The organism is Pseudomonas sp. R2-37-08W, from assembly GCF_003851705.1.
GTDB lineage: Bacteria > Pseudomonadota > Gammaproteobacteria > Pseudomonadales > Pseudomonadaceae > Aquipseudomonas.
The window spans coordinates 467,051-489,387 of record NZ_CP027728.1; the positions used below are offsets into that span (position 1 = coordinate 467,051).

General features: G+C 61.0%; 19 protein-coding genes and 1 pseudogene. 11 read left to right on the top strand and 9 right to left on the bottom strand.

Going from position 1 to position 22,337, the window contains the following annotated elements:
• Positions 1 to 80: 80 nt before the first annotated feature.
• On the bottom strand, positions 81 to 1,271 hold the full coding sequence (locus C4J93_RS01965) for a murein transglycosylase A (protein WP_124428456.1): 1,191 nt from the start codon (positions 1,269 to 1,271) through the stop codon (positions 81 to 83).
• 126 nt (positions 1,272 to 1,397) lie between these two features.
• Here C4J93_RS01965 and C4J93_RS01970 point away from each other — a divergent pair, with 126 nt between their 5' ends.
• On the top strand, positions 1,398 to 1,847 hold the full coding sequence (locus C4J93_RS01970; RefSeq protein WP_124406070.1) for a cytochrome c: 450 nt from the start codon (positions 1,398 to 1,400) through the stop codon (positions 1,845 to 1,847).
• A 5-nt stretch (positions 1,848 to 1,852) separates the two neighbouring features.
• On the opposite strand, the gene C4J93_RS01975 is transcribed toward C4J93_RS01970, so the two are convergent.
• The 4 genes from C4J93_RS01975 to C4J93_RS01990 all read right to left on the bottom strand — a co-directional run bounded on the left by C4J93_RS01975 (position 1,853) and on the right by C4J93_RS01990 (position 6,425).
• Positions 1,853 to 2,248 (bottom strand): DUF1090 domain-containing protein, encoded by a 396-nt coding sequence (locus C4J93_RS01975; RefSeq protein ID WP_124360899.1) that lies wholly within the window; start codon positions 2,246 to 2,248, stop codon positions 1,853 to 1,855.
• A gap of 39 nt (positions 2,249 to 2,287) precedes the next feature.
• Positions 2,288 to 3,949, bottom strand: a complete 1,662-nt coding sequence (gene ligB, locus C4J93_RS01980) for an NAD-dependent DNA ligase LigB (protein WP_124428457.1) — start codon at positions 3,947 to 3,949, stop codon at positions 2,288 to 2,290.
• 270 nt (positions 3,950 to 4,219) lie between these two features.
• Positions 4,220 to 5,410 carry a methionine adenosyltransferase gene (gene metK, locus C4J93_RS01985; RefSeq protein ID WP_124365518.1) on the bottom strand — a complete coding sequence of 397 codons (1,191 nt, stop codon included), beginning with the start codon at positions 5,408 to 5,410 and terminating at the stop codon, positions 4,220 to 4,222.
• Between the two features lie 19 nt (positions 5,411 to 5,429).
• The gene (locus tag C4J93_RS01990; protein WP_124360903.1) at positions 5,430 to 6,425 is read right to left on the bottom strand and encodes a metalloregulator ArsR/SmtB family transcription factor; all 996 of its coding nucleotides are present in this window, start codon (positions 6,423 to 6,425) and stop codon (positions 5,430 to 5,432) included.
• 259 nt (positions 6,426 to 6,684) lie between these two features.
• Between C4J93_RS01990 and tkt the strand changes: the two genes are divergently transcribed.
• The 6 genes and pseudogenes from tkt (at position 6,685) to fba (ending at position 13,045) form a co-directional block, all read left to right on the top strand.
• Complete coding sequence (gene tkt, locus C4J93_RS01995) at positions 6,685 to 8,682, top strand: transketolase (protein WP_124360904.1); 1,998 nt, start codon at positions 6,685 to 6,687, stop codon at positions 8,680 to 8,682.
• Between the two features lie 138 nt (positions 8,683 to 8,820).
• Positions 8,821 to 9,875, top strand: a pseudogene (epd, locus tag C4J93_RS02000) (erythrose-4-phosphate dehydrogenase).
• Positions 9,876 to 9,892: 17 nt separating this feature from the next.
• Complete coding sequence (locus C4J93_RS02005; RefSeq protein ID WP_057014011.1) at positions 9,893 to 11,056, top strand: phosphoglycerate kinase; 1,164 nt, start codon at positions 9,893 to 9,895, stop codon at positions 11,054 to 11,056.
• Between the two features lie 31 nt (positions 11,057 to 11,087).
• The gene (locus C4J93_RS02010) at positions 11,088 to 11,315 is read left to right on the top strand and encodes a hypothetical protein (protein WP_124365520.1); all 228 of its coding nucleotides are present in this window, start codon (positions 11,088 to 11,090) and stop codon (positions 11,313 to 11,315) included.
• A gap of 60 nt (positions 11,316 to 11,375) precedes the next feature.
• On the top strand, positions 11,376 to 11,708 hold the full coding sequence (locus tag C4J93_RS02015; RefSeq protein ID WP_124428458.1) for an MliC family protein: 333 nt from the start codon (positions 11,376 to 11,378) through the stop codon (positions 11,706 to 11,708).
• A gap of 272 nt (positions 11,709 to 11,980) precedes the next feature.
• Positions 11,981 to 13,045: a class II fructose-bisphosphate aldolase gene (fba, locus tag C4J93_RS02020; protein ID WP_003177554.1), complete on the top strand. Its 1,065-nt coding sequence runs from the start codon at positions 11,981 to 11,983 to the stop codon at positions 13,043 to 13,045.
• Between the two features lie 231 nt (positions 13,046 to 13,276).
• On the opposite strand, the gene C4J93_RS02025 is transcribed toward fba, so the two are convergent.
• Together C4J93_RS02025 and C4J93_RS02030 are read right to left on the bottom strand one after the other, a co-directional pair.
• A complete protein-coding gene (locus C4J93_RS02025) occupies positions 13,277 to 14,425 on the bottom strand; it encodes a DDE-type integrase/transposase/recombinase (protein ID WP_124428459.1) in 1,149 nt (382 codons plus the stop codon).
• 133 nt (positions 14,426 to 14,558) lie between these two features.
• Complete coding sequence (locus C4J93_RS02030) at positions 14,559 to 15,224, bottom strand: polysaccharide lyase family 7 protein (protein ID WP_124360908.1); 666 nt, start codon at positions 15,222 to 15,224, stop codon at positions 14,559 to 14,561.
• Positions 15,225 to 15,534: 310 nt separating this feature from the next.
• On the opposite strand from C4J93_RS02030, the gene C4J93_RS02035 reads away from it, so the two are divergent.
• The 3 genes from C4J93_RS02035 to C4J93_RS02045 are packed head-to-tail and all read left to right on the top strand — an operon-like array spanning position 15,535 to position 18,497.
• A complete protein-coding gene (locus C4J93_RS02035) occupies positions 15,535 to 17,640 on the top strand; it encodes a bifunctional diguanylate cyclase/phosphodiesterase (RefSeq protein WP_124369299.1) in 2,106 nt (701 codons plus the stop codon).
• A gap of 42 nt (positions 17,641 to 17,682) precedes the next feature.
• Positions 17,683 to 18,183, top strand: a complete 501-nt coding sequence (locus C4J93_RS02040; RefSeq protein WP_065937088.1) for a M48 family metallopeptidase — start codon at positions 17,683 to 17,685, stop codon at positions 18,181 to 18,183.
• A 17-nt stretch (positions 18,184 to 18,200) separates the two neighbouring features.
• Entirely contained in the window at positions 18,201 to 18,497 is a 297-nt protein-coding gene (locus tag C4J93_RS02045; protein WP_124369301.1) for a helix-turn-helix domain-containing protein, read from the top strand.
• A gap of 104 nt (positions 18,498 to 18,601) precedes the next feature.
• Here C4J93_RS02045 and C4J93_RS02050 read toward each other — a convergent pair whose 3' ends face one another.
• Positions 18,602 to 19,054, bottom strand: a complete 453-nt coding sequence (locus C4J93_RS02050) for a GNAT family N-acetyltransferase (RefSeq protein WP_124369302.1) — start codon at positions 19,052 to 19,054, stop codon at positions 18,602 to 18,604.
• A 199-nt stretch (positions 19,055 to 19,253) separates the two neighbouring features.
• Here C4J93_RS02050 and C4J93_RS02055 point away from each other — a divergent pair, with 199 nt between their 5' ends.
• Positions 19,254 to 19,991: an ABC transporter substrate-binding protein gene (locus tag C4J93_RS02055; protein WP_124365528.1), complete on the top strand. Its 738-nt coding sequence runs from the start codon at positions 19,254 to 19,256 to the stop codon at positions 19,989 to 19,991.
• A gap of 96 nt (positions 19,992 to 20,087) precedes the next feature.
• On the opposite strand, the gene yccS is transcribed toward C4J93_RS02055, so the two are convergent.
• Entirely contained in the window at positions 20,088 to 22,271 is a 2,184-nt protein-coding gene (gene yccS, locus C4J93_RS02060) for a YccS family putative transporter (RefSeq protein ID WP_124369304.1), read from the bottom strand.
• Positions 22,272 to 22,337 lie beyond the last annotated feature (66 nt).

Consider the following 22,337-nt stretch of genomic DNA (forward strand, 5'->3'; position numbering starts at 1 on the left):
ACTTATTCACAGGCTATCGGCATGTGCACGGGATTCTGTAGCGCCACCGATTCACTGGGGGAGGAGGCTTGCCCCGATCATCATAGAGCGTCCGTGACAGGCGCCTGAGGCAGCGCCGCACCCTTGGGCCACAACATCCAGATCTGCCCCTGTTGCTTCATGTTCCCCGCCAACTCGCCCGCTGCCTCGCCTGTGCCCCAGAACAAGTCAGCCCGCACTTCGCCGGTGATTGCGCCCCCGGTGTCCTGGGCTGCGACGGGTCTGGTGATGGCTGAACCGTCAGGTTTGGTGGTCGACAACCACAACAGGCTGCCCAGCGGAATCACCTTGCGGTCCACCGCCACGCTGTACCCCGCCGTCAATGGCACATTCAGCGACCCGCGCGGCCCTTCGTTGCTGTCGGGGCGGGCGCTGAAGAATACATAGCTGGGGTTGCTCGCCAACAACTCTGGAATACGCTGCGGGTGCGCCTTGGCCCAGGCGCTGATGGCACCCATGCTCACCTCTTCTTTTTTCAGCTCGCCTTGCTCGACCAGCCAGCGGCCGATAGGGCGGTAGGGGTAGCCGTTCTGGTCGCCATACCCCACGCGCAGTTGACGCCCACCGGCCAGTTGAATACGCCCAGAGCCCTGGATCTGCAGGAACTGCAGGTCCATCGGATCGGTCAGCCAGGCTATCGGCTTGGCGGTCGAGCCCTGGCCGTTGATGGTGCTGGCATCGTCATACGGCTTGAGCACGCGGCCTTCCAGGCGGCCGCGCAGGCGTTTGCCCTTGAGTTCCGGATAGATTGCTTCCAGGTTGACGATAATCAGGTCATCCGGCACGCCGTACACCGGCACATGCGCGGTGGCGGTTTCGGTCAGGCTGCCGGGGTAGACCGGCTCGTAGTAGCCGGTGATCAGGCCGTTCGGGGTGTTGTCGGCTGAACGCAGGCCGAATACATCCAGGCGCTCTTTAAGAAACCCGCGAACCGCCACGGCATTGCCCGGTACGCTGGCTGCCGCTGCGCAGGTCGCGCTCCAGATCGGGTCGGCCTTGAGGCGCTGACAGGCACTGCGCCAGGATTCGAAGCCCGCCAGCAAGTCGCTGTCGGAAACCGCCGGCAGCGCTTCCCACGGAGCGCTCACATAAGTGGCGACGGCATGGGGTTTGGGCGCCTCTTCTTTGGCTGTCTCTTTGCCAGTGTCTTTGCCCACGTCGCAGCCGGCCAGCAGCGCGATCATCGGTAGAGCCCACGCCAGGCGGCTCCAGGGTTTCCAATTGACATTCATGCACGTAATTCCTGAAGCGATTGCCCGTGCTTTATCGCGCTTGGGCAACCTTGTTATTAATAGGGCTATTGGCCTTTGCGGAGGGGGCGGGGATACTGACCGCCGTTTCCGTGACCCTGAGCCACCATGACTTTAAAAAATATGACCGTTGTAGTGTTGGCCTGCCTGGCCTTGTCCGCCTGCGGCGGGGTTGACCCCAATTCCCCCCTGGGCCAGCGCAAGGCGATCTTCAAACAGATGCTCAAGACCGCCGAAGGCCTGGGCGGCATGTTGCGCGGGCGCATCCCTTTCGACGGCGCCCAGTTCGCCGACGGCGCGGTCAAGCTGGACGCGTTGTCCCATCAACCCTGGCAGCACTTCCCGAACGTGCGTGAAGAGGACCACACCAGTGCCAGGGACGAGGTGTGGCAAAAGCAGGCGCAGTTCCAGCAAATGGCCCGCGACCTTGAAGCGGCCACCGGTGAATTGGTGATCGCAAGCCAGGTCCAGCCCTATAAGGCCAGCAATCTGCAACCTGCAGTGCAGAAAGTTGAAGATGCCTGCAGCGCCTGCCATAAGCAGTTTCGGGACCACTGACCGGTTTACTGGTCGAGTTCTTCCACCGCATCCTGCAGTTCTTTGCGCGATTCGGCGAGCTTGTCCTTGCGCTTGTTGATCTTGTCCGGATCGCCTTTTTTCATGGCCTTGTCGAGGTCGGCCTGACGGCGGCTGACTTCGTGCTTGGCATCCAGCACCTTGTTTTCGCGTTCTTTCTTCAGCGATGCGTCAGTGCAGTTGGCGGTGACCTCGCTCAGGGCTTTTTCCAGGCCGGCCTGTTGGGCGCTGTTGCCATGGGCCTTGGCCTGTTCGATCTGGGTGCTGATGGCCTGGCGCTTGGCGGCGCAGCCGGTCAGTTCGGGCGCTTCGTCGGCGGCCAGCAGCGGCGTGGCCATGAAGCTTGCGACAGTCAGTAAGGCAAGAGGGGCAAGAAATTTCATATAAGGACTCCAAGTAGCATTCAGAGGGTCGGGCCGGACTCAGAAACCGTCTATACCGGCTTCACGTAATGTTTCAGCCAATGCCTGGACCTGCGGGTCGCGGAAAAAGGCGCTCAGTTGCACTGCGCGGCCCGGGCCGATGCCGTCTGAGGCCAGCCAGGCTTGGGTGTCTTTGGCGACCAGGGTATGCCAGTCGCCCTCCAGGTTGTTGCGCGCCGCAGGCGGTACGCCCAGGGCTTTGAGCCACTGTGCAAACGGGCGTTGCCGGGCGCTGTGAATACTGTCGAGCACCCGCGCGCGGGTGCGTTCGCCGAAGCCATCAATGTTAGCAAGCTCTGCCGCATCCAGGGTCAACCAATCGAGAAAGCCTGCGATTAGACCGGCCTGGATCAATACGTTCCAGGTTTCCCGCCCCATATGTGGCAAGGCCAGGCCCTGGTTGCTGCTCAGCCAGGTGAGGCGCGAGAGCAGTTGCTCCTCGCAGCCAGGGTCCAGCTGCCAGCAGCTCAAGGCGTGAAAGTCTCGAGTATCGGGTACTGGCACTTCCACTCGGGTGTTGTTGCGCAGGATCACCTCGTCGAGCCGGGGAATGACCTGGCCGGCAAGGCTGATGGATACCTGATCGCCGGGCCGGATGTCGAGGGCCTGCCAGTTTCTCAACGAACCCGCGCTGACCCGGCTGATTTGCCGGTCATCCAGTCGCACCGGTTCCAGTTCGAGAATCGGTGTGATACGCCCGGTACGCCCGATCCTGAACTGCACTTTGCGCACCAGCGCCAGCGCTTTGGTCGCTGGGTACTTCCAGGCCACCGCCCAGTAAGGTGCACTGGCTTGCCAGCGCTTGGCGGGTGCGCGCGCAGCCTGGTGCAACACCACCCCGTCGCTGGCGAACGGCAACGGATGGTTGTACCAATGTGTACGCCAGCGCGTGGCATCGCTGATGCTGTCGATGGACTGGCTATACCGCTGGCTGTCGGTGAACCCCCACCGTGCCAGCGTGGCCAGGCGCTCGGTGAAGCTCGCCGGGCCTTCGGGCCAGGCCCAGACGAACAACCCGATCCCGCCCGCCTCGGTGTCGCTCAATTGGCGTCGGTTCATCAAGCCAGCCACCTTGCTGCGCGCGTTTAGCCCGCCGTTTGCCGACTGTACGTGGCCGTCGAGGCGCCAGTACAGCTCGCCTTGCAGTACAGCGTCGACGGGGTCCGGCAGTTGCTGGACGATACCCGGCATCTTGCGCGCGGAAACTGTCCAATCGTGACCGAGCAGACCGTCGCCGCGGCTGATGAGTTGGTGCAATTGGCCTTTGCGATACACCAGGGTCACGGCTACCCCGTCGACCTTGGGTTGAATCCAGACGTCCTGGCGGGTGCTGAGCCACTCACCCACATCGGCCGCGTCCAGCAGCTTCTCCAGGCCGGTATGCGCGACCGGGTGGCGCAGTGTGCCGCGTGAGCTTGCCAGCGGGTTGTCATCCCTGGGTGTGGGTTGAAGGTCACATTTGCGCCAATGAGTCAGGCGTTGGCGGGCCTGGTCGTACAGTTCATCGCTGATGGGGGATTGACCCTGTCGATGGTAGACGTCATCCCACTGGCTGACCTGCCTGGACAACGTGTCGATTTGGGATCGGGCGTCCTCGGGACAGTCATCGGCCCAGGCCCAGCACGGCAGAAAGCCAATCAGGAGAACCATTAACGCGCGCATCGGGAGCATCCTTGCTCGAAAAGGGCGTTCAGCCTAAGTGATCCGCACGGCCACAAAAAAGCCCTGACCGAGCGGGGCTTTTTACCGGGTGTTTCTGCCTGCTTGAACCAGCCGTCCAACGCGTCCGGCGCGTCGTGGTTATCAGCCTCGGCCGCCCGATTTGCTGGCCCGCGTCGACTTCGGCCTCGGTTTCAACGATTTTGTTGCAACCTTTGAAAATCAAAAAGCCCCGCCGGGCGAACCTGGCGGGGCTTTGGCAGCCGCGAACGATTACAGACCGGCAGCGGTACGCAGGTCGTTGGCGCGGTCGGTTTTTTCCCAGGTGAAGGTGGTGAAGGTGTCGTCGCCGACCGTCTTCTGCGCAGGGGTACGACCGAAGTGGCCGTAGGCTGCGGTTTCCTGGTACATCGGATGCAGCAGGTCGAGCATGGTAGTGATCGCGTAAGGGCGCAGGTCGAAGATCTCGCGCACCAGCTTGACGATCTTGTCATCGCTGATCTTGCCGGTACCGAAGGTATTCAGCGAGATCGAAGTAGGCTGGGCCACACCAATGGCGTAGGACACCTGAATCTCGCAACGTTCAGCCAAGCCGGCGGCGACGATGTTCTTGGCCACGTAACGACCGGCGTAGGCAGCGGAACGGTCGACCTTGGATGGATCCTTGCCGGAGAACGCGCCACCGCCGTGACGGGCCATGCCGCCGTAGCTGTCGACGATGATCTTGCGACCGGTCAGGCCGCAGTCGCCCACCGGGCCGCCGATGATGAACTGGCCGGTCGGGTTGATGTGGAATTGGGTGTCCTTGCTCAGCAGCTCGGCAGGCAGTACGTGCTTGACGATCAGCTCCATCACGCCTTCGCGCAGGTCTTTGTAGGAGACATCCGGGTTGTGCTGGGTGGACAGTACGACGGCGTCGATACCCACCACTTTGCCGCCTTCGTAGCGGCAGGTGACCTGGGACTTGGCGTCCGGGCGCAGCCACGGCAGCAGGCCGGATTTACGTGCTTCGGCCTGGCGCTGTACCAACTGGTGAGAGAAGGTGATCGGCGCGGGCATCAGCACCTCGGTTTCGTTGCTGGCGTAGCCGAACATCAGGCCCTGGTCGCCAGCGCCTTGATCTTCAGGCTTGGCGCGGTCGACGCCCTGGTTGATGTCAGGGGACTGCTTGCCGATGATGTTCATCACGCCACAGGTCGCGCCGTCAAAGCCGACGTCGGAGCTGTTGTAGCCGATGTCGGTGATCACGTCGCGCACGATCTGTTCCAGGTCGACCCAGGCCGTGGTGGTGACTTCGCCGGCGATGATCGCCACGCCCGTTTTCACCAGAGTCTCGCACGCCACACGGGCGAACTTGTCTTCAGCAATGATGGCGTCCAGCACCGCGTCAGAAATCTGGTCGGCGATTTTGTCCGGATGCCCTTCAGACACGGACTCGGAGGTGAAAAGGGAGTATTCGCTCATCTCGATGTTTTCCTGATATTTACCGATGGTGAGTGTCGCCAGCCGGTCGCTGAAAATGGCGGACCTGAATCTGGAAACCATTACGTAAACCTACATAGAGGCTTTCCCCGGGAACGAGTCCCGCAGCGGTGGCCCAACGGGCCAGATCGTCCTGTTCAAAACCCAACCAGAGATCACCGCAGGCCTCCCTGGCCCAATTCTGGTTGTGGCTGCATAAATCCGTTACCAGCAGGCTGCCGCCGGGGTGCAGCAACCCGGCCATTTGCTTGAGCGCGTCGGCGGGGACGGCAAAGTGGTGCAAGACCATGTTCAGCACCACGCAATCGGCCCGCAGGCGGGTGTCGCTCAGGGCGTCGGCCAGTTGCAGGCGGACATTGCCCAACGCCTCGCGTTCACACAGCTGGCGCGCCAGTTCAAGCATCGCCGGGCTGTTGTCCAGTGCCGTCACCTGGCCAAAGCGCCGCGCCAGGTCCGGCAGGAAACCGCCGTCGCCAGGGCCGACTTCCAGGGCCGTGGCCTCATTGCTGAAGCTCAGCTTGTCCAGCAGCGCCAGTACGCTTTCGCGGTATTGGGGCAAGCCGGCGATCAGGTCTTGCTGAGCACGAAATTTCTCGGCAACCCGTGCGAAAAAATCCTGGCTGGCAGCGGCGCGTTGCCCATGAACCTGACTGACGCGCGACTGTACGTCGCTCGGCAGGTCCAGGCTGTCCACTTCGTCAAGCAGGGCGGCGTGCAGTTTGCCGCCGAGCAACTCGGTGTGGGGCAGGGCGCGACGGTAAAAAATTGCATTGCCTTCGCGGCGGGTCGCCACCAGGTCGGCCTGGGCCAGTACCTTCAGATGATGGCTCATGCCGGACTGGCCGATGGCGAAGATCTGCGCCAGTTCCAATACGCCGAAGGAATCGTTGGCCAGTGCGCGCAATACGTTCAAGCGCAACGGATCACCTGCAGCCTTGCAAAGGGCAGCCAGTTCATCGCCGTCGTCAGGACGCAGGGAGGGCACGGGTAGGTTCATAAGGCCAGCAGTCTAGTGACGGGTGATAATCGCCGCAAGGCCAATATCAAAAAGTTTTGATATTGATCGATAAGTGGCAGTTATAAGCGGGCGCTATAACCTTTGGACGAACCGGCATCCGAGTTCTGCAAGGGATTGGCGGGCAAACCACAGGAAAAACCGCTTCAAGTGACTATCTGTCATTGCCCGCAGGCGGTGGCTGAGGGAAAATGCCGGTCCTTTTTTCCGTTTCTTTGTTCAAGCCCCCAGGAGATCAGCGATGCCCAGCCGTCGTGAGCGTGCCAACGCCATTCGTGCCCTCAGCATGGATGCCGTGCAAAAAGCCAACAGCGGCCATCCCGGTGCCCCGATGGGCATGGCGGATATCGCCGAAGTACTTTGGCGTGACTACCTGAAGCACAACCCGAGCAACCCGTCGTTCGCCGACCGTGACCGTTTCGTACTGTCCAACGGCCACGGCTCGATGCTGATCTATTCGCTGCTGCACCTGAGCGGCTACGACGTCACCATCGATGACCTCAAGAGCTTCCGCCAGTTGCACAGCCGCACCCCGGGCCACCCGGAATTCGGCTACACCCCAGGCGTCGAGACCACCACCGGTCCCCTGGGCCAGGGCCTCGCTAACGCGGTTGGCTTCGCGCTGGCTGAAAAAGTCTTGGGCGCGCAGTTCAACCGCCCCGGCCACGATATCGTCGATCACCACACCTACGTATTTTTGGGTGATGGCTGCATGATGGAAGGCATTTCCCACGAAGTCGCTTCCCTGGCCGGCACCCTGGGCCTGGGCAAGCTGATTGCCTTCTACGATGACAACGGCATTTCCATCGACGGCGAAGTCGAAGGCTGGTTCACCGATGACACCCCCAAGCGTTTCGAAGCCTACAACTGGCAGGTGATCCGCAACGTCGACGGCCACGATCCGGAAGAAATCAAGATCGCCATCGACACCGCTCGCAAGAGCGCGCAGCCGACCCTGATCTGCTGCAAGACCACCATCGGCTTCGGCTCGCCGAACAAGCAAGGCAAGGAAGACTGCCACGGCGCCCCGCTGGGTGACGCGGAAATCGCCCTGACCCGCGAAGCGCTGAAGTGGAACCACGGCCCGTTCGAGATCCCGGCCGACATCTACGCCGAGTGGGACGCCAAGGAAAAAGGCCTGGCCACCGAAGCCGAGTGGGACCAGCGCTTCGCTGCCTACTCCGCCGAATTCCCTGAGCTTGCCAATGAGCTGGTACGCCGCCTGGCCGGTGACCTGCCGGCCGATTTCTCGGAAAAAGCCTCGGCCTACATCGCCGAAGTCGCCGCCAAGGGCGAGACCATCGCCAGCCGTAAAGCCAGCCAGAACACCCTGAACGCCTTTGGCCCGCTGCTGCCTGAGTTCCTCGGCGGTTCGGCCGACCTGGCCGGTTCCAACCTGACCTTGTGGAAAGGCTGCAAAGGCGTGTCGGCCGAAGACGCCAGCGGCAACTACATGTACTACGGCGTGCGCGAGTTCGGCATGAGTGCCATCATGAACGGCGTGTCCCTGCACGGCGGCCTGGTGCCTTACGGCGCGACCTTCCTGATGTTCATGGAGTACGCCCGCAACGCGGTACGCATGGCCGCGCTGATGAAGAAGCGCGTGATCCATGTCTATACCCATGACTCCATCGGCCTGGGCGAAGACGGCCCGACGCACCAGCCGGTCGAACAATTGACCAGCCTGCGCACTACGCCGAACCTGGATTGCTGGCGCCCTGCCGACGCGGTGGAATCCGCCGTGGCCTGGAAGCACGCGATCGAGCGCAAGGACGGCCCTTCGGCGCTGATCTTCTCGCGCCAGAACTTGCAACACCAGGTGCGTACCGACGCACAGATCGCCGACATCAGCCGTGGTGGCTACGTGCTCAAGGACTGCATCGGCGAGCCGGAGCTGATCCTGATCTCTACCGGTTCCGAAGTGGGCCTGACCGTTCAGGCGTACGACAAGCTGACCGCGCAGGGCCGCAACGTTCGCGTGGTGTCCATGCCGTGCACCAGCGTGTTCGAAGCCCAGGACGCCGGCTACAAGCAATCGGTATTGCCGTTGCAGGTCAGCGCGCGTATCGCCATTGAGGCGGCTCACGCCGACTACTGGTACAAGTACGTAGGCCTGGAAGGCCGCGTGATCGGCATGACCACCTACGGTGAGTCGGCGCCGGCGCCCGCCTTGTTCGAAGAGTTCGGTTTCACCCTGGAAAACATCCTGGGCCAGGCTGAAGAGTTGTTGGAAGACTAAGCCAGTCTGCGTTGTCTGCACTGACGCCATCGCGGGCAAGCCCACTCCCACATTTGGATTGCGGTCCAATGTGGGAGGGGGCTTGCCCGCGATGGCGTCAGAACATTCAACACCGAACTAACCTTGATCGAGAACCCCATGCCCCAACCGCGTCCCTACAAAGTTGCACTCAACGGCTACGGCCGCATTGGTCGTTGCGTCTTGCGTGCTCTGTTCGAGCGAGGGGCGGCGGCAGGGTTTGAAATTGTTGCGATCAACGACTTGGCCGACATGGCCAGCATCGAATACCTGACACGTTTCGACTCCACCCATGGCCGCTTCCCTGGCGAAGTGCGGGTCGAGGACGATTGTCTGCATATCAATGGCGACTGCGTAAAAGTACTGCGCAGTGCCACCCCGAGGGCATCGACTGGGCGGCGTTAGGCGTCGACCTGGTGTTGGAATGCTCCGGTGCCTACCACACCCGTGCCGACGGCCAGCGTTTTCTTGATGCCGGCGCTCCGCGCGTGCTGTTTTCCCAGCCGATGGCCAGCGAGGCGGATGTGGACGCCACCGTCGTCTACGGCATCAATCAGGACTGCCTGACCGGCGCCGAGCTGCTGGTGTCCAATGCCTCGTGCACCACCAACTGCAGCGTGCCGTTATTGCGCCTGCTGGACCAGGCGATCGGCCTGGACTACGTGTCGATCACCACGATCCACTCGGCCATGAACGACCAACCGGTGATCGACGCCTATCACCACGAGGACCTGCGCCGCACGCGTTCGGCGTTCCAGTCAGTGATTCCGGTGTCCACCGGCCTGGCGCGTGGCATCGAGCGATTGCTGCCGGAACTTGCCGGGCGAATCCAGGCCAAAGCGGTACGGGTGCCGACGGTGAACGTGTCCTGTCTGGACATCACCATGCAAACCGTGAGCGATACCGATGCGGCGCAGGTCAACCGGATATTGCGCGACGCCGCCACCAGCGGCCCGCTGAAAGGCTTGCTGGCCTACACCGAGTTGCCCCACGCCAGCTGCGATTTCAACCATGACCCGCATTCGGCGATTGTCGATGCCAGCCAGACCCGCGTTTCCGGCCCGAGGCTGGTGAACATCCTGGCCTGGTTCGACAACGAATGGGGCTTTGCCAACCGAATGCTCGATGTTGCAGAACACTATCTGCAAGTAGCTTCCAAACAACCTCAACAGTAATTCAGGAACTGCGACCCATGACCGTGTTGAAGATGACCGACCTCGATCTGCAAGGTAAGCGCGTACTGATTCGCGAAGACCTCAACGTCCCAGTCAAGGACGGTGTTGTCACCAGCGATGCGCGAATCCTGGCCTCGCTGCCGACCATCAAGCTGGCCCTGGAAAAAGGCGCGGCCGTGATGGTCTGCTCCCACCTGGGTCGTCCGACCGAAGGTGAGTTCTCCGCCGAAAACAGCCTCAAGCCGGTGGCCGAATACCTGAGCAAGGCCCTGGGCCGCGACGTACCGTTGGTGGCTGACTACCTGGGCGGCGTTGACGTCAAGCCTGGCGACATCGTGCTGTTCGAAAACGTGCGCTTCAACAAGGGCGAGAAAAAGAACAGCGACGAGCTTGCCCAGCAATACGCGGCGCTGTGCGACGTGTTCGTGATGGACGCCTTCGGCACCGCCCACCGCGCCGAAGGCTCGACTCACGGCGTGGCCAAGTTCGCCAAGGTCGCCGCTGCCGGCCCTCTGCTGGCCGCTGAGCTGGATGCGCTGGGCAAGGCCCTGGGCGCTCCGGCGCAACCGATGGCCGCCATCGTGGCCGGTTCCAAAGTCTCCACCAAGCTGGACGTACTCAACAGCCTCAGCCAGATCTGCAATCAGCTGATCGTCGGCGGCGGCATTGCCAACACCTTCCTGGCCGCAGCCGGCCATCCGGTGGGCAAGTCGCTGTACGAGCCGGACCTGCTCGACACCGCCCGCGCCATCGCCGCCAAGGTCAGCGTGCCGCTGCCGGTGGACGTGGTGGTCGCCAAGGAATTCGCCGAAAGCGCCGAAGCCACCGTCAAGCTCATCGCTGACGTGGCCGACGACGACATGATCCTGGATATCGGCCCGCAAACCGCAGCCAACTTCGCTGAGCTGTTGAAAGCCTCCCAGACCATCCTGTGGAACGGCCCGGTCGGCGTATTCGAGTTCGATCAGTTCGGCAATGGCACCAAGGTGTTGGCCAAAGCCATCGCTGAAAGCTCGGCGTTCTCCATCGCGGGGGGTGGCGACACTCTGGCGGCCATCGATAAATATGGCGTTGCTGATCAGATCTCCTACATTTCTACCGGTGGCGGTGCGTTCCTCGAGTTCGTCGAGGGCAAAGTGCTGCCGGCCGTGGAAGTGCTGGAAACCCGAGCCAAAGGTTAAGGCGCGCGTGATCAGGAAAAAGGAGCGTCCCATGATCAAGTCGTTGGCACTGGTGATAGCAGTGGGCCTGTTGGCCGGCTGCAGCAGCACGCCAAGCGCGGCGCCGGAAGCTGAAAAGCCGGGGCCGGTGCAGAAGAAAAGCTGCTACCAGGCCGACTGGCAAGCGGAAACCATGCCGGTGATCAACAAGCGCATGGGCAATGACCGGCTGGAGAAATACGACTCCGCGCCCAACGGTCAGGAACAGGGTTGCCCTTGACGGGTCTGATCCACTAACCCACAGCAATGGCGGCCTCAGGTCGCCCTGCGAGGATTGGCAATGAAAGGCGCTATCGCCCTGGCAACCCTGGCTTTGTTAGCCGGTTGCAGCAGCATGAACATGTTCGACAAGGCTGGGCCGGAAGGTAAATGGACGACGTGGACCTGCGACAGCAAGGCCGAGGTCAATTGGCGCTTCGCCAACCCGGCCCGCACTGAGTTGGATGTACGCCTCGGCGGTTCCGACCAGGTTTATCGCCTCAAGCAGGACGTGGCGGCTTCGGGCGTGCTGTACAGCGATGGCCAACTGGCCTTTCATACCAAGGGTGAGGAAGGCCTGGTCTACTGGGTGGCCACAGATGATCTGATTGGGCGCGGCTGCAAGGCCCAATAAGATTTCGAATTTGATGAGATCCAAATGTGGGAGGGGGCTTGCCCCCGATTACGGTAGGTCAGCCAGCACACAGGTGTCTGGCAAACCGCTATCGGGAGCAAGCCCCCTCCCACATTAAATCCGGTTCCAAAGTGACATAGGTTGTGAGCCGGACACTGCAATAACGATTCAGCAGCACAAGCTCAACCCCTTGATCTGCAATAACTTGAATAGCAGCCGCCGCTACGGCAGGCTTGCACGATTAACGACCCTCGACCGGGAGAGACAACACAATGGCACTTATCAGCATGCGTCAAATGCTGGACCACGCAGCCGAGTTCGGCTACGGCGTCCCAGCCTTTAACGTCAACAACCTTGAGCAGATGCGCGCCATCATGGAAGCCGCTGACAAGACCGACTCCCCCGTGATCGTCCAGGCTTCGGCCGGTGCCCGCAAATACGCCGGTGCGCCGTTCCTGCGTCACCTGATCCTCGCAGCCATCGAAGAATTCCCGCACATCCCGGTGTGCATGCACCAGGACCACGGCACCAGCCCTGACGTGTGCCAGCGCTCGATCCAGCTGGGCTTCAGCTCGGTGATGATGGACGGCTCCCTTGGCGAAGACGGCAAGACCCCAACCGACTACGAGTACAACGTACGCGTTACCCAACAAACCGTGGCCATGGCTCACGCCTGCGGCGTATCGGTTGAAGGCGAGCTGGGCTGCCTGGGTTCCCTGGAAACCGGCATGGCCGGCGAAGAAGACGGCATCGGCGCCGAAGGCGTGCTGGATCACAGCCAGATGCTGACCGACCCGGAAGAAGCCGCCGACTTCGTCAAGAAGACCCAGGTAGATGCCCTGGCCATCGCCATCGGCACCAGCCACGGCGCCTACAAGTTCACCAAGCCACCGACCGGCGACGTGCTGGCCATCGACCGCATCAAGGAAATCCACAAACGCATCCCCAACACCCACCTGGTGATGCACGGTTCTTCCTCGGTACCGCAAGAGTGGCTGGCGATCATCAACCAGTACGGCGGCGACATCAAAGAAACCTACGGCGTACCGGTTGAAGAAATCGTCGAAGGCATCAAGTACGGCGTGCGCAAGGTCAACATCGACACCGACCTGCGCCTGGCCTCCACGGGCGCGATGCGTCGCCTGATGGCGACCAACCCGAGTGAGTTCGACCCGCGTAAATTCTTCGGCGCCACCGTGACTGCAATGCGTGATGTGTGTATTGCACGTTATGAAGCGTTTGGTACTGCCGGTAATGCTTCGAAGATCAAGCCGATCTCGTTGGAAGCGATGTACCAGCGGTATTTGAAAGGTGAGTTGAACGCTAAGGTCAATTAAGCCTCAGCGTTTAAAAGGAAGCCCGCAGTGATGCGGGCTTTTTTGTGCTTGGAGAGGGCCGGCCGCAACGGAGCCGTAGGACGAGCGCCGCATGCTCAGGCTACGCGATCCAAATGTGGGAGGGGGCTTGCCCCCGATGGCTGTGTATCAGCTAACACATTCAGAGACTGACCCACCGCTATCGGGTGTAGAGCCGTAGACATCGTTTACATCTGAAACCGGGGACATCGTTTACACATTTGAGGCTTGGACGCGGGTCATACCTCGCCCAAGCCTTCCCAGGGGATAATCACACAAGTACAAATCCCAAACATCATCCTCAGCCTCTTTAAGCCCTATCTGCTCCCCTGACAGCGCCTCGCTGATAAATACCAACTTGCCTTTCCACTTGATCGACCCGTCCTGCCTGACGCTTCGAACCTTCATTTCGGACGGATACGCCACATCCGGCAAGCATCCTGGGTAAATCCGGGTAGACGGCACATACACGTCCCCTGGACGCTTCATACCGAGCGCTTCATGAGGGCGCACGTAATTGAACTCATGCCTGAAATGCTCCAGCAAAAGCTGCTGCTCGATTAAGTTTTCTCCTAAGGGCAGCTCCAGTTTCAAGCTACGGTGCATCCGCTCATGGCGACCATTTTGGGCCGGTCTTCCTGGCATGGTGCGCTCCGGATAGATGCCCAGACGTATCCACCAAACTGCCAGCGTGGACATTCTTGCCAGGCCAGGAGAGGCAAACGGAACACCGTTGTCCGACCGAATAACTTCGGGCATGCCGTACTCCTCAAATAGTCTCTCAAAGGCGTGTTTAACAGGTTCAGTCTTGATCTTTGAATGAGCCCTGCACGCCAAAATCATCCGGGACGCGTGGTCTGTGATGGTCAAAGGGAAGCACATCTGCGCGTTATGCATTTTGAATTGCCCTTTGTAGTCGGCGCACCATGTCTGGTTAGGTTCGTTGGCCTCGCGCATTACTACAGGGGAAGTACCGTGTCTGCGCTTGAAGCGCCGCTTTTGGACGAGCCCAAGTCGATCAAGCCATTGGCCTGCTGTACTTGGGGAAGGCCAGGCGATGGAGGGATCTTCAAGTCGCAATAGCTCGAGAAGCTTCTTCGGACCCCATTTATCGTGCGCCTCCTTCATCGCCACCACACGGGCCAGGATTTCATCGTCGGTTTTATTGGGGCTGTTGTGAGGGCGTCGGGACAGTTCGGCTAACGACTTTAAATCGCCATTGTGCCGGCCGATCCATTTGTCGACGGTAGGCCGACTTACGTTAAAGCGGCGCGCCAGCTGGCTTTTGGTGTAATTACCAGAAAGCCAGTCAGCGACCAGTCTGATTCGTTGATTCATCGGAGACTCTTGGTTCCAGGGCATGATCAGTTACCTCCTGATCATGCGTATTAACCTGTAAACCATGTCCCCGGTTAGAAATGTAAACGATGTCCCCGGTTTGTACCGGGGCAAGCCCCCTCCCACAGGGTTCATCGGAACTTGCCTACTCACGATTTTACTCGTGATCAATATCCAACTTCGCAAACGTCACCTTAGCCCCTTCCTTGCTATCGCCACTGTTGTCCTGCACATACACCCCCGCCTTGAAGTACAGCGGCTTGTCGGCCCAGGCTGCGCCGATGCGTTCATTCCACTCACTGTCGGCCGCGTACACGCTGAGCAGCCCGGCTTTGTTGAGGTTGATCACATAGGTGAAGGTCTTTTCCAGTGGCACATTGGAGGCGACGATGATTACCCGGCTTTCAGATTCGTCCGGGCGCATGCGCACTTTGGCGACGATGTTGCCGGTCTGGGTTTTTTCCTTGAACTGGTACTCCAGTTTGATCAGCGGTTTCTGGCTGTCGTAGGCGTGGATCTGGCCGATCACCACCTTGCCGGTGGACGGTACCTGGTTGACGGTGAGCGTGGCGCGCAGGAAGTTATCGGCTTCGGGGTAGGTCCAGTTGCGCAAGCGCCCGTCGGCGTAGGTTTCGCGCAGTTCGCTGCGCGGGTAGATGGCGTTTTCCGTGCGGGTGCCGGTGACAGGGGTCCAGAACTGCACATCGCTGCCTTCGGCCTGGAAATACTGGTCATTGAAGCCGTTGAGCAGCTTCGGGGTTTCGATGGTCGTGGGCGGGGAGCCGACCGGAATGCTCAGGTTCCAGGTGGAAAGGTCGATCATGGTGTTGGCCTTTTACGAGGGGTGAAAGCTTTAGCCCGAGGGCTGCACAGGTTCTTTATAGGTGGTGTTAACCAAGTTGTTAACACTGACTGGCAATTTATTGGCGTCAGAGGAATGCCAAAAAGCCATGTTGCCCATGGTACGCGGGCTACAGAGCCTGACCGTTAGTCGGCTGACTCGGCTTTGGCGCAATGATGGCATCGACGTTACTTCTGCTTTTTTATAACCGGGGCTAGAGTGAGGCCTCATTATTTGTCCGGTTTAAAGTACCCGAAGTGACCGGTGCAGTTCCTTAAGGAAGAGACGTAGCATGGATTGCGCTCCAAACCTCGGCGACGGCAGTTCAGTTCTCTTGGTGGTCGATGACTACCCGGAAAATCTCGTCAGCATGCGTGCAGTGTTGCAGCGCGAAGACTGGCGAATCATTACCGCCGCTTCCGGTATGGAGGCCCTGGAATTGCTACTGGTCCACGACGTCGATCTGGTATTGCTGGACGTGCGGATGCCCGGTATGGATGGCTTCGAGGTGGCACGCCTGATGCGGGGCAGCCAGCGTACGAGCATGACGCCGATCATCTTTCTCACCGCCGATGCACAGTCGCCCGACGCGGTGCTCAAAGGCTATGCCAGCGGTGCGATCGACTACCTGTTCAAGCCCTTCGACCCGCATATCCTCAAGCCCAAGGTGCAGGCGCTGTTGGAGCATCAGCATAATCGCCGCGCCCTGCAGCGGTTGAGTCATGACTTGGAAGCCGCCCGCGCCTTCAATGCCTCGGTGTTGGACAACGCCGCCGAAGGCATTCTGGTGGTGGGCGAGGGCAGCGTGATTGAGTATGCCAACCCTGCGATCTCCAGGCTGCTCAACGCCACGATGGCGGAGTTGCAAGGCGAGAGTTTCTTGAGCTTCCTGCAAAAACCCCATGTGCCCGCCTGGTTGGGGTTCCCGATGTACGAGGCCTATCGCAAAGGCGAAACGTGGCGCTTGCACGATGCCATCTTGCGCACCAGCCGTGGTCAACAGGTGCCGGTGGCGTTGTCCTGCGCGCCGTTGCCCGCAGAGCAGAAGGCGATGGTGGTGACGGTGCTGGACATGTCCGAGGTGCGTCACTTGCACCAGCAACTGGAGTTCCAGGCGGTGACCGACCCGTTGACCGGGCTGCTGAATCGTCGCGGCTTCTACCAGACAGTGGGCAACATGTTGTCGCGCAGCGAGCGCAATGAGCAGTCGCTGGTGTTGCTGTACCTGGATCTGGATGGCTTCAAACGAGTCAACGACACCTTGGGCCACGACGCCGGTGATCGCGTGCTGCGCTGGGTCTCCGAGCAGATGCAGGCGTGCCTGCGCTCCTACGACATTCTGGGACGCATGGGCGGGGATGAATTCACTGCCTTGCTGGAGCTGGAGTTCCCGGAGCAGGCGGCGAAGATTGCGGAAAAACTGATCGAACGGGTGTCGGTGTGCCAGCAGGTCGACGGTCTGGAGGTGATGCTTGGGGTCAGCATCGGTATTGCGACCTTCCCCGACTGTGGCTCGGACCTGAGCGGCCTGTTGCGAGCGGCGGACATCGCCATGTACGAAGCCAAGCGCGCCGGCCGTCAGCAGTATCGCTATTACGACCAGGAAATGAACGGCCGAGCCCGTTCACGCCTGATGCTGGAAGACAGTGTGCGCACCGCGATTCAAAACAAGGAATTTACCTTGGTGTACCAGCCGCAGGTGTCGCTGGAGGACGGGCGCTTGCGCGGTGTCGAGGCGTTGCTGCGCTGGCAGCACCCGAGCGTCGGCGATGTGTCGCCGGGTCTGTTTTTGCCGTTGCTGGAAGAGGCGCGCTTGATCAGCCAGTTGAGCACGTGGATTTACCAGCAAGTCGCCGCCCAACGCCAGGCCTGGCAAGCGGCGTTCGATGAAGAGCTGGTGCTGAGCGTGAGCCTGAGCAGCAGCCAGTTCAATATGCCCAACCTGGCCAGTCAACTGCGCCAGGTCCTCGAAAGGCACGGGTTACAGGGGCGGCAGTTGGAAGTGGAAATCAGTGAAGACTGCCTGATGAGTAACCTTGAGGAATCGACCAAGCAGCTCAAGCTGTTGCGTGGGCTTGGGGTGCGTATCGCCCTGGATGACTTTGGCTCAGGGCGGTGTTCCCTGGCGCATTTGCGCGACCTGGCGTTCGACACCCTCAAGCTGGACCCGCAATTGGTGGCTCGCCTGCCAGGCTCGGCACGGGATGCAGCGATGGCGCGCAGCATCATCGAGCTGTGCGGGCATTTTGATGTGCTGGTGATCGCCGAGGGCGTGGAAACCCTTGAACAGTCGCAGTGGCTCAAGGCCCATGGCTGCTCGTTCATCCAGGGCACCTGGGCGGCGGCGCCGCTGATGGCCGAGGACGTTGTCGGTTGGTCGCACCCTCACGCGCTTTGAATTCGCTACACTGGCGCCCGTCCGAACCACGTTGCAGACCCCATGACCGCGTTGAAATACCTCCAGGCCTATCCCGCTGCCCTTCAGGAGCAAGTTCGCCAACTGATCGCCAAGGATCAGTTGGGCGCCTACCTGGAGCAGCGTTATCCCGAGCGGCACGCCGTGCAGAGCGACAAGGCCCTGTACAGCTACGCCCTGGCCTTGAAGCAGGAACACCTGCGCAATGCGCCGTCGATCGACAAGGTGCTGTTCGATAACCGCCTGGACCTGACCCACCGCGCCCTGGGCCTGCACACCACGATTTCCCGAGTGCAGGGCGGCAATCTCAAGTCCAAGAAAGAGATCCGCATCGCTTCGTTGTTCAAGGAAGCGGCCCCCGAATTCCTGCGCATGATCGTGGTGCACGAGCTGGCGCACTTCAAGGAATCGGACCACAACAAGGCGTTCTACAAACTCTGTGAACACATGATGCCCGGCTACCACCAGGTGGAATTCGACCTGCGGGTGTACCTCACCTGGCGCGATCTGCAAGGCAAGCCCTAATCACAAGGCGATTGACCATGGATGTGAGCAAGACCAAGAGCAGCTTCTACCGCCGCCTGTATGTGGCGTATTTGATCGACAGCGGGCTGGCCAGCAGCGTCCCCGCCCTGACCGATGCCACTGGCATGCCCCGGCGCACGGCGCAGGACACGATTGCGGCGTTGGCCGATCTGGATATTGTGTGCGAGTTCGAGCAGGAGGATGGCGCCCGTAACCATGCCGGGCGTTATCGGATTCGTGATTGGGGGGCGATTGATCGACGGTGGATCGAGGGGAATCTGGTGTCGATCAAGCGGGTATTGGGTTATCCCTGAAGGCTTGCAGTGCCTGGCCTGACGCTATCGGGGGCAAGCCCCCTCCCACACTTGATTTGTGAATACATTCAAATGTGGGAGGGGGCTTGCCCCCGATGAGGCCCTCAAACCCGCCGCATCCCGATATGTGGAATATCGTCTTCCAGGTATTCCTCTCCCGCCACCACAAACCCGTACCGTCCGTAATACCCCTGCAAGTGCGCCTGGGCTGACAGAAAAATCGGTGTCTCGGGCCAGATATCCTCGATCTGCTTGAGGGCTTTTTCCATCATCAAATGCCCCAGCCCGGTGCCGCGTGCCGATGGTGCGACGATCACTCGACCGATCACCACATCGCCGCCCTGGGTCTCTGGGTCCAGCAGCCGCAGGTAGGCCACCAGCTCATTGTCGTTCCAGGCCATCAAGTGGTGGGTATCGCCTGACAGGTCCTGCCCGTCAATGTCCTGGTAAACGCATTTCTGTTCAACGACAAACACCTCGCCGCGCAGGCGCAGGATGGCGTAAAGCTGTTCTTTGCCCAGATCGTCGTGATGTTTGCAGACCCAATCAACCGTCATGATGTGCGCTCTTGTCAAAGGCTTGGCAGGGATAGTAAGCGCGACCGGCGCTGCTGTCTAAAACCGGCTATTTTGTGAATGGCGTCAATTTGCCATCATTCAGTGCATGCACGGCCGACTTCTTTGTGTAATAAGCAATGCACGCTCATTGATGAGCTACTGTTATCAGGCCATCGCCTGCCCGCCAAGGATTTTAAGCATGCCGCGATTGTCTCGTGCCGTTGCTTTGATTGCAGTGTTACTGCTGGCTCAACCGGTGGTGGCGCAGCGTCTGCGCCTGGTGGCGGATGGCTGGCCACCGTTCACCGATGTCACCTTGGTCAACGGCGGGCTGGCCACGGATATCGTCAGCACCGCGCTGGCTCGGGCGGGGTACGCCAGTGATTTTGAGCAGGTGCCTTGGGCGCGCGCGCTGAAGGGTGTAGGCGATGGGCGCTACGACGTGCTGATCAACGCGTGGTACGACGATGCCCGCACGCAGCTGGGGCAGTTTTCCGAGCAATATCTGGTCAACCGTGTGCGTTTTATCAAGCGTCGCGACGACGCTATCGATTATCAGAGCCTGGAACAGTTGCACGACGAAAGCATCGCCGTGGTGCGCGGCTATGCCTATTCGGCGGCGTTCGACCAGGATGCGCTGTTACAGAAAGTCCCGGTGCATAACTTTGCCATGGCCGTGCGCATGCTGGCGGCGGGCCGTGTGCGGCTGACCCTGGAAGACGAGTACGTGGCGCGTTACTACCTGGCGCGGGAGTCGCCGAGGGTGCGCAATGCCGTGGAGTTCCTGGGCAAGCCGCTGAGCGAGAACAGCCTGCATATTCTGGTCAGCCTGAAGAACCCCGAGCATGCGCAGATCGTGGCCGGCTTTGATCGGGAGATTGCCAGGATGAAGGCCGATGGCAGTTATGCCAGGTTGATGAAGGCCCATGGGATGTAGTGCCTGTGAGGGCCTCATCGGGGGCAAGCCCCCTCCCACACTTTTGATTTGTGAACACAGTCAAAATGTGGGAGGGGGCTTGCCCCCGATGGCGTTCTAAGCCGCGCGGGTATCCTTGATCAAATGCGCCGCCAACGTCCGCAACGGCCCCAACTGCCGACAGATCAACGCCAACTGCGTCTGCACCAGCCGCTGGCCTTCGTCGATCTCATCCGGCATCTGCTCAAGCTGCGCCGCCAGTGCTTCCTCCTCATCACTCTGAATCGCAATCGGCTGTTTATTCGCCAGCCCACTGGCGATCTCGTCGATGCTCAACGCCAGGGCGTGCCCGGCACCGTCGATCAACTGCTCCCGCACCTCGGCCGGCAGCTGGGTGTCGCGGTGTGCGCCAAGGCCCGACAAGTAGCTGAGCAGGGTGTGCGACAGCACCAGGAACCTGAAGCCCACATCCGCTTCCTTACGGAAATGCCCCGGTTCCATCAGCATGTTCGCCAGGGTGGTGGACAGCGCCGCATCGGCGTTGTGCGCGTTGCGACGGGCCAGGCGGTAGGCCAGGTCGTCGCTCTTGCCAGCGGCATACTGCTGCATGATCTGGCGCAGGTAGATGCTGTTGCAGGTCAGGGTATTGGCCAGCACTTTGTTTAGGCGCCGGCCTTGCCAGTCCGGCAGGAACAGGAACACCGCCAGGCCCGCGATCAGGCTGCCGAGCAGGGTATCGAACAGGCGTGGCAGGAACAGTCCGTAGCCATCGCCCACTTGGTTGAAGCAGAACAGCACCATCAGGGTGATCGCTGCTGTGGCCAGGGTGTAGCGCGTGGTGCGGTTGATAAAGAACACCAGGCCGGCGGCGATGGCGAACATCGACTGCACCACCGGGCTGGGGAACAGGTCGAACAGCGCCCAGGCCACCGTGAGCCCGATGGCGGTGCCGATGATCCGCTGGCCGAGCTTGCGTCGCGTCGCGCCGTAGTTCGGTTGGCAAACAAATAGCGTGGTGAGGATGATCCAGTAGCCTTGGGACGCGTGGATGGCATGCAGCGTGGCGTAGCCGACGGTCAGTGCCAGGGACAGGCGCAGGGCGTGGCGAAACAGCAGCGAGGTCGGCGTGAGCTGGGTGCGCAGGCGCGTCCACATTTCCTTGAGGTTGCGCGGGGCGCGGTCCAGCAGGTTGCTGTCGGTGGCGTCGGCCAGGGCGTCGGGGTTGCTCGCGTCGCCGAGCAGGCGGTCGAGGGTGGACAAGTTGGCGGCCAGGGCGCGCAACGAGCGCAGCAGGCCGCGCCAGGCCGGGTTGCTCTGGATGCGCAGGTGTTCCAGGGAGGCGTTCAAATCGCCCAGGGCTTCGGCGAAGCTGTCGTCATAAATGAACGGCTGGCGCAGCTGGATCGACTCGGCCAGGGCCTGGCACGCCTTGCCTTGCTGGCGCAGCAGGCGTTGGCAGCGGAACAGCACGTCGCTGTGGAAGAAGGCTTCGGCCAGGGCGTTATACGGGTAATGGGACGAACTGGCGCGCTCGTGGATGTCTTGCGCCAGGAAGTACAGCTTCAGGTACCGGCTGACCTTCGAGCCTGGGCGACCATTGCCGACGCGGTGCAGGATAATTTCCTTGGCGGCGTTCAAGGCGGCGACGACCCGGCCATTTTGCTGGGCCAATTCCAGGCGCCGCGCCTCTACGTCCAGCTGGCGGATCGGTTCGAACAGCGACGACTTGAGCTTGAGATAACGCCCCAGCTCGCGGAACAACCGCGCCAGGCTCTGCTGCACCGGCTGGTTGGAAAACAGCGCCTGCCACAGCACCGACAGCACGCCGTACCAGGCCGCACCCGCCACCAGCAGCAAGGGCTCGTGCCAGAAATCACTGACGGCACCGCCACGCTGGTCCACGCCGATCATGGTGTAGACCGACAGAATCAATGTGGCCGAGGCAATCGCGCCATAGCGTTCGCCGAGCGCGCCGAGCATGGTCAGGCCGAACGTGGCCAGGGCCAGGGAGGCCGCGAAAATCCAGGGGTAAGGGAACAGCAGTTCCACCGACAGCGCCGCGATGCTGAAGCACACCAGCGTCACCGCCAGGGCGTTGAGGCGGCCTTGCCAACTGTCATCGGTCTCGGCCAGGGCGCTGGCGATAATCCCCAGGAACAGCGGGATCAACAGCGTCATTTCATCCTGATACCAGCACAGCGCCATGCTGCCGGTGAGGGCGATGAATACCCGAATGCTGTAGCTGAATTTATCCAGTGCCCACAGGCGCCGCAGGGACTGCTTGAACGAGGTCGATGACATGAAGTCGGGAGTCTTCCGGGACGATGCCGCTAAATTGAGCTATCAAGGACGCCACGGCAAGGGTGG

Coding starts and splice junctions, on each gene's coding strand:
- metK (WP_124365518.1), bottom strand. CDS start 5,410: ATGAGCGAATACTCCCTTTTCACCTCCGAGTCCGTGTCTGAAGGGCAT.
- C4J93_RS01965 (WP_124428456.1), bottom strand. CDS start 1,271: ATGAATGTCAATTGGAAACCCTGGAGCCGCCTGGCGTGGGCTCTACCG.
- fba (WP_003177554.1), top strand. CDS start 11,981: ATGGCACTTATCAGCATGCGTCAAATGCTGGACCACGCAGCCGAGTTC.
- yccS (WP_124369304.1), bottom strand. CDS start 22,271: ATGTCATCGACCTCGTTCAAGCAGTCCCTGCGGCGCCTGTGGGCACTG.
- C4J93_RS02005 (WP_057014011.1), top strand. CDS start 9,893: ATGACCGTGTTGAAGATGACCGACCTCGATCTGCAAGGTAAGCGCGTA.
- C4J93_RS02035 (WP_124369299.1), top strand. CDS start 15,535: ATGGATTGCGCTCCAAACCTCGGCGACGGCAGTTCAGTTCTCTTGGTG.
- C4J93_RS02050 (WP_124369302.1), bottom strand. CDS start 19,054: ATGACGGTTGATTGGGTCTGCAAACATCACGACGATCTGGGCAAAGAA.
- ligB (WP_124428457.1), bottom strand. CDS start 3,949: ATGCGCGCGTTAATGGTTCTCCTGATTGGCTTTCTGCCGTGCTGGGCC.
- C4J93_RS02045 (WP_124369301.1), top strand. CDS start 18,201: ATGGATGTGAGCAAGACCAAGAGCAGCTTCTACCGCCGCCTGTATGTG.
- C4J93_RS01970 (WP_124406070.1), top strand. CDS start 1,398: ATGACTTTAAAAAATATGACCGTTGTAGTGTTGGCCTGCCTGGCCTTG.
- tkt (WP_124360904.1), top strand. CDS start 6,685: ATGCCCAGCCGTCGTGAGCGTGCCAACGCCATTCGTGCCCTCAGCATG.
- C4J93_RS02015 (WP_124428458.1), top strand. CDS start 11,376: ATGAAAGGCGCTATCGCCCTGGCAACCCTGGCTTTGTTAGCCGGTTGC.
- C4J93_RS02025 (WP_124428459.1), bottom strand. CDS start 14,425: ATGCCCTGGAACCAAGAGTCTCCGATGAATCAACGAATCAGACTGGTC.
- C4J93_RS02010 (WP_124365520.1), top strand. CDS start 11,088: ATGATCAAGTCGTTGGCACTGGTGATAGCAGTGGGCCTGTTGGCCGGC.
- C4J93_RS02055 (WP_124365528.1), top strand. CDS start 19,254: ATGCCGCGATTGTCTCGTGCCGTTGCTTTGATTGCAGTGTTACTGCTG.
- C4J93_RS02030 (WP_124360908.1), bottom strand. CDS start 15,224: ATGATCGACCTTTCCACCTGGAACCTGAGCATTCCGGTCGGCTCCCCG.
- C4J93_RS01975 (WP_124360899.1), bottom strand. CDS start 2,248: ATGAAATTTCTTGCCCCTCTTGCCTTACTGACTGTCGCAAGCTTCATG.
- C4J93_RS01990 (WP_124360903.1), bottom strand. CDS start 6,425: ATGAACCTACCCGTGCCCTCCCTGCGTCCTGACGACGGCGATGAACTG.
- C4J93_RS02040 (WP_065937088.1), top strand. CDS start 17,683: ATGACCGCGTTGAAATACCTCCAGGCCTATCCCGCTGCCCTTCAGGAG.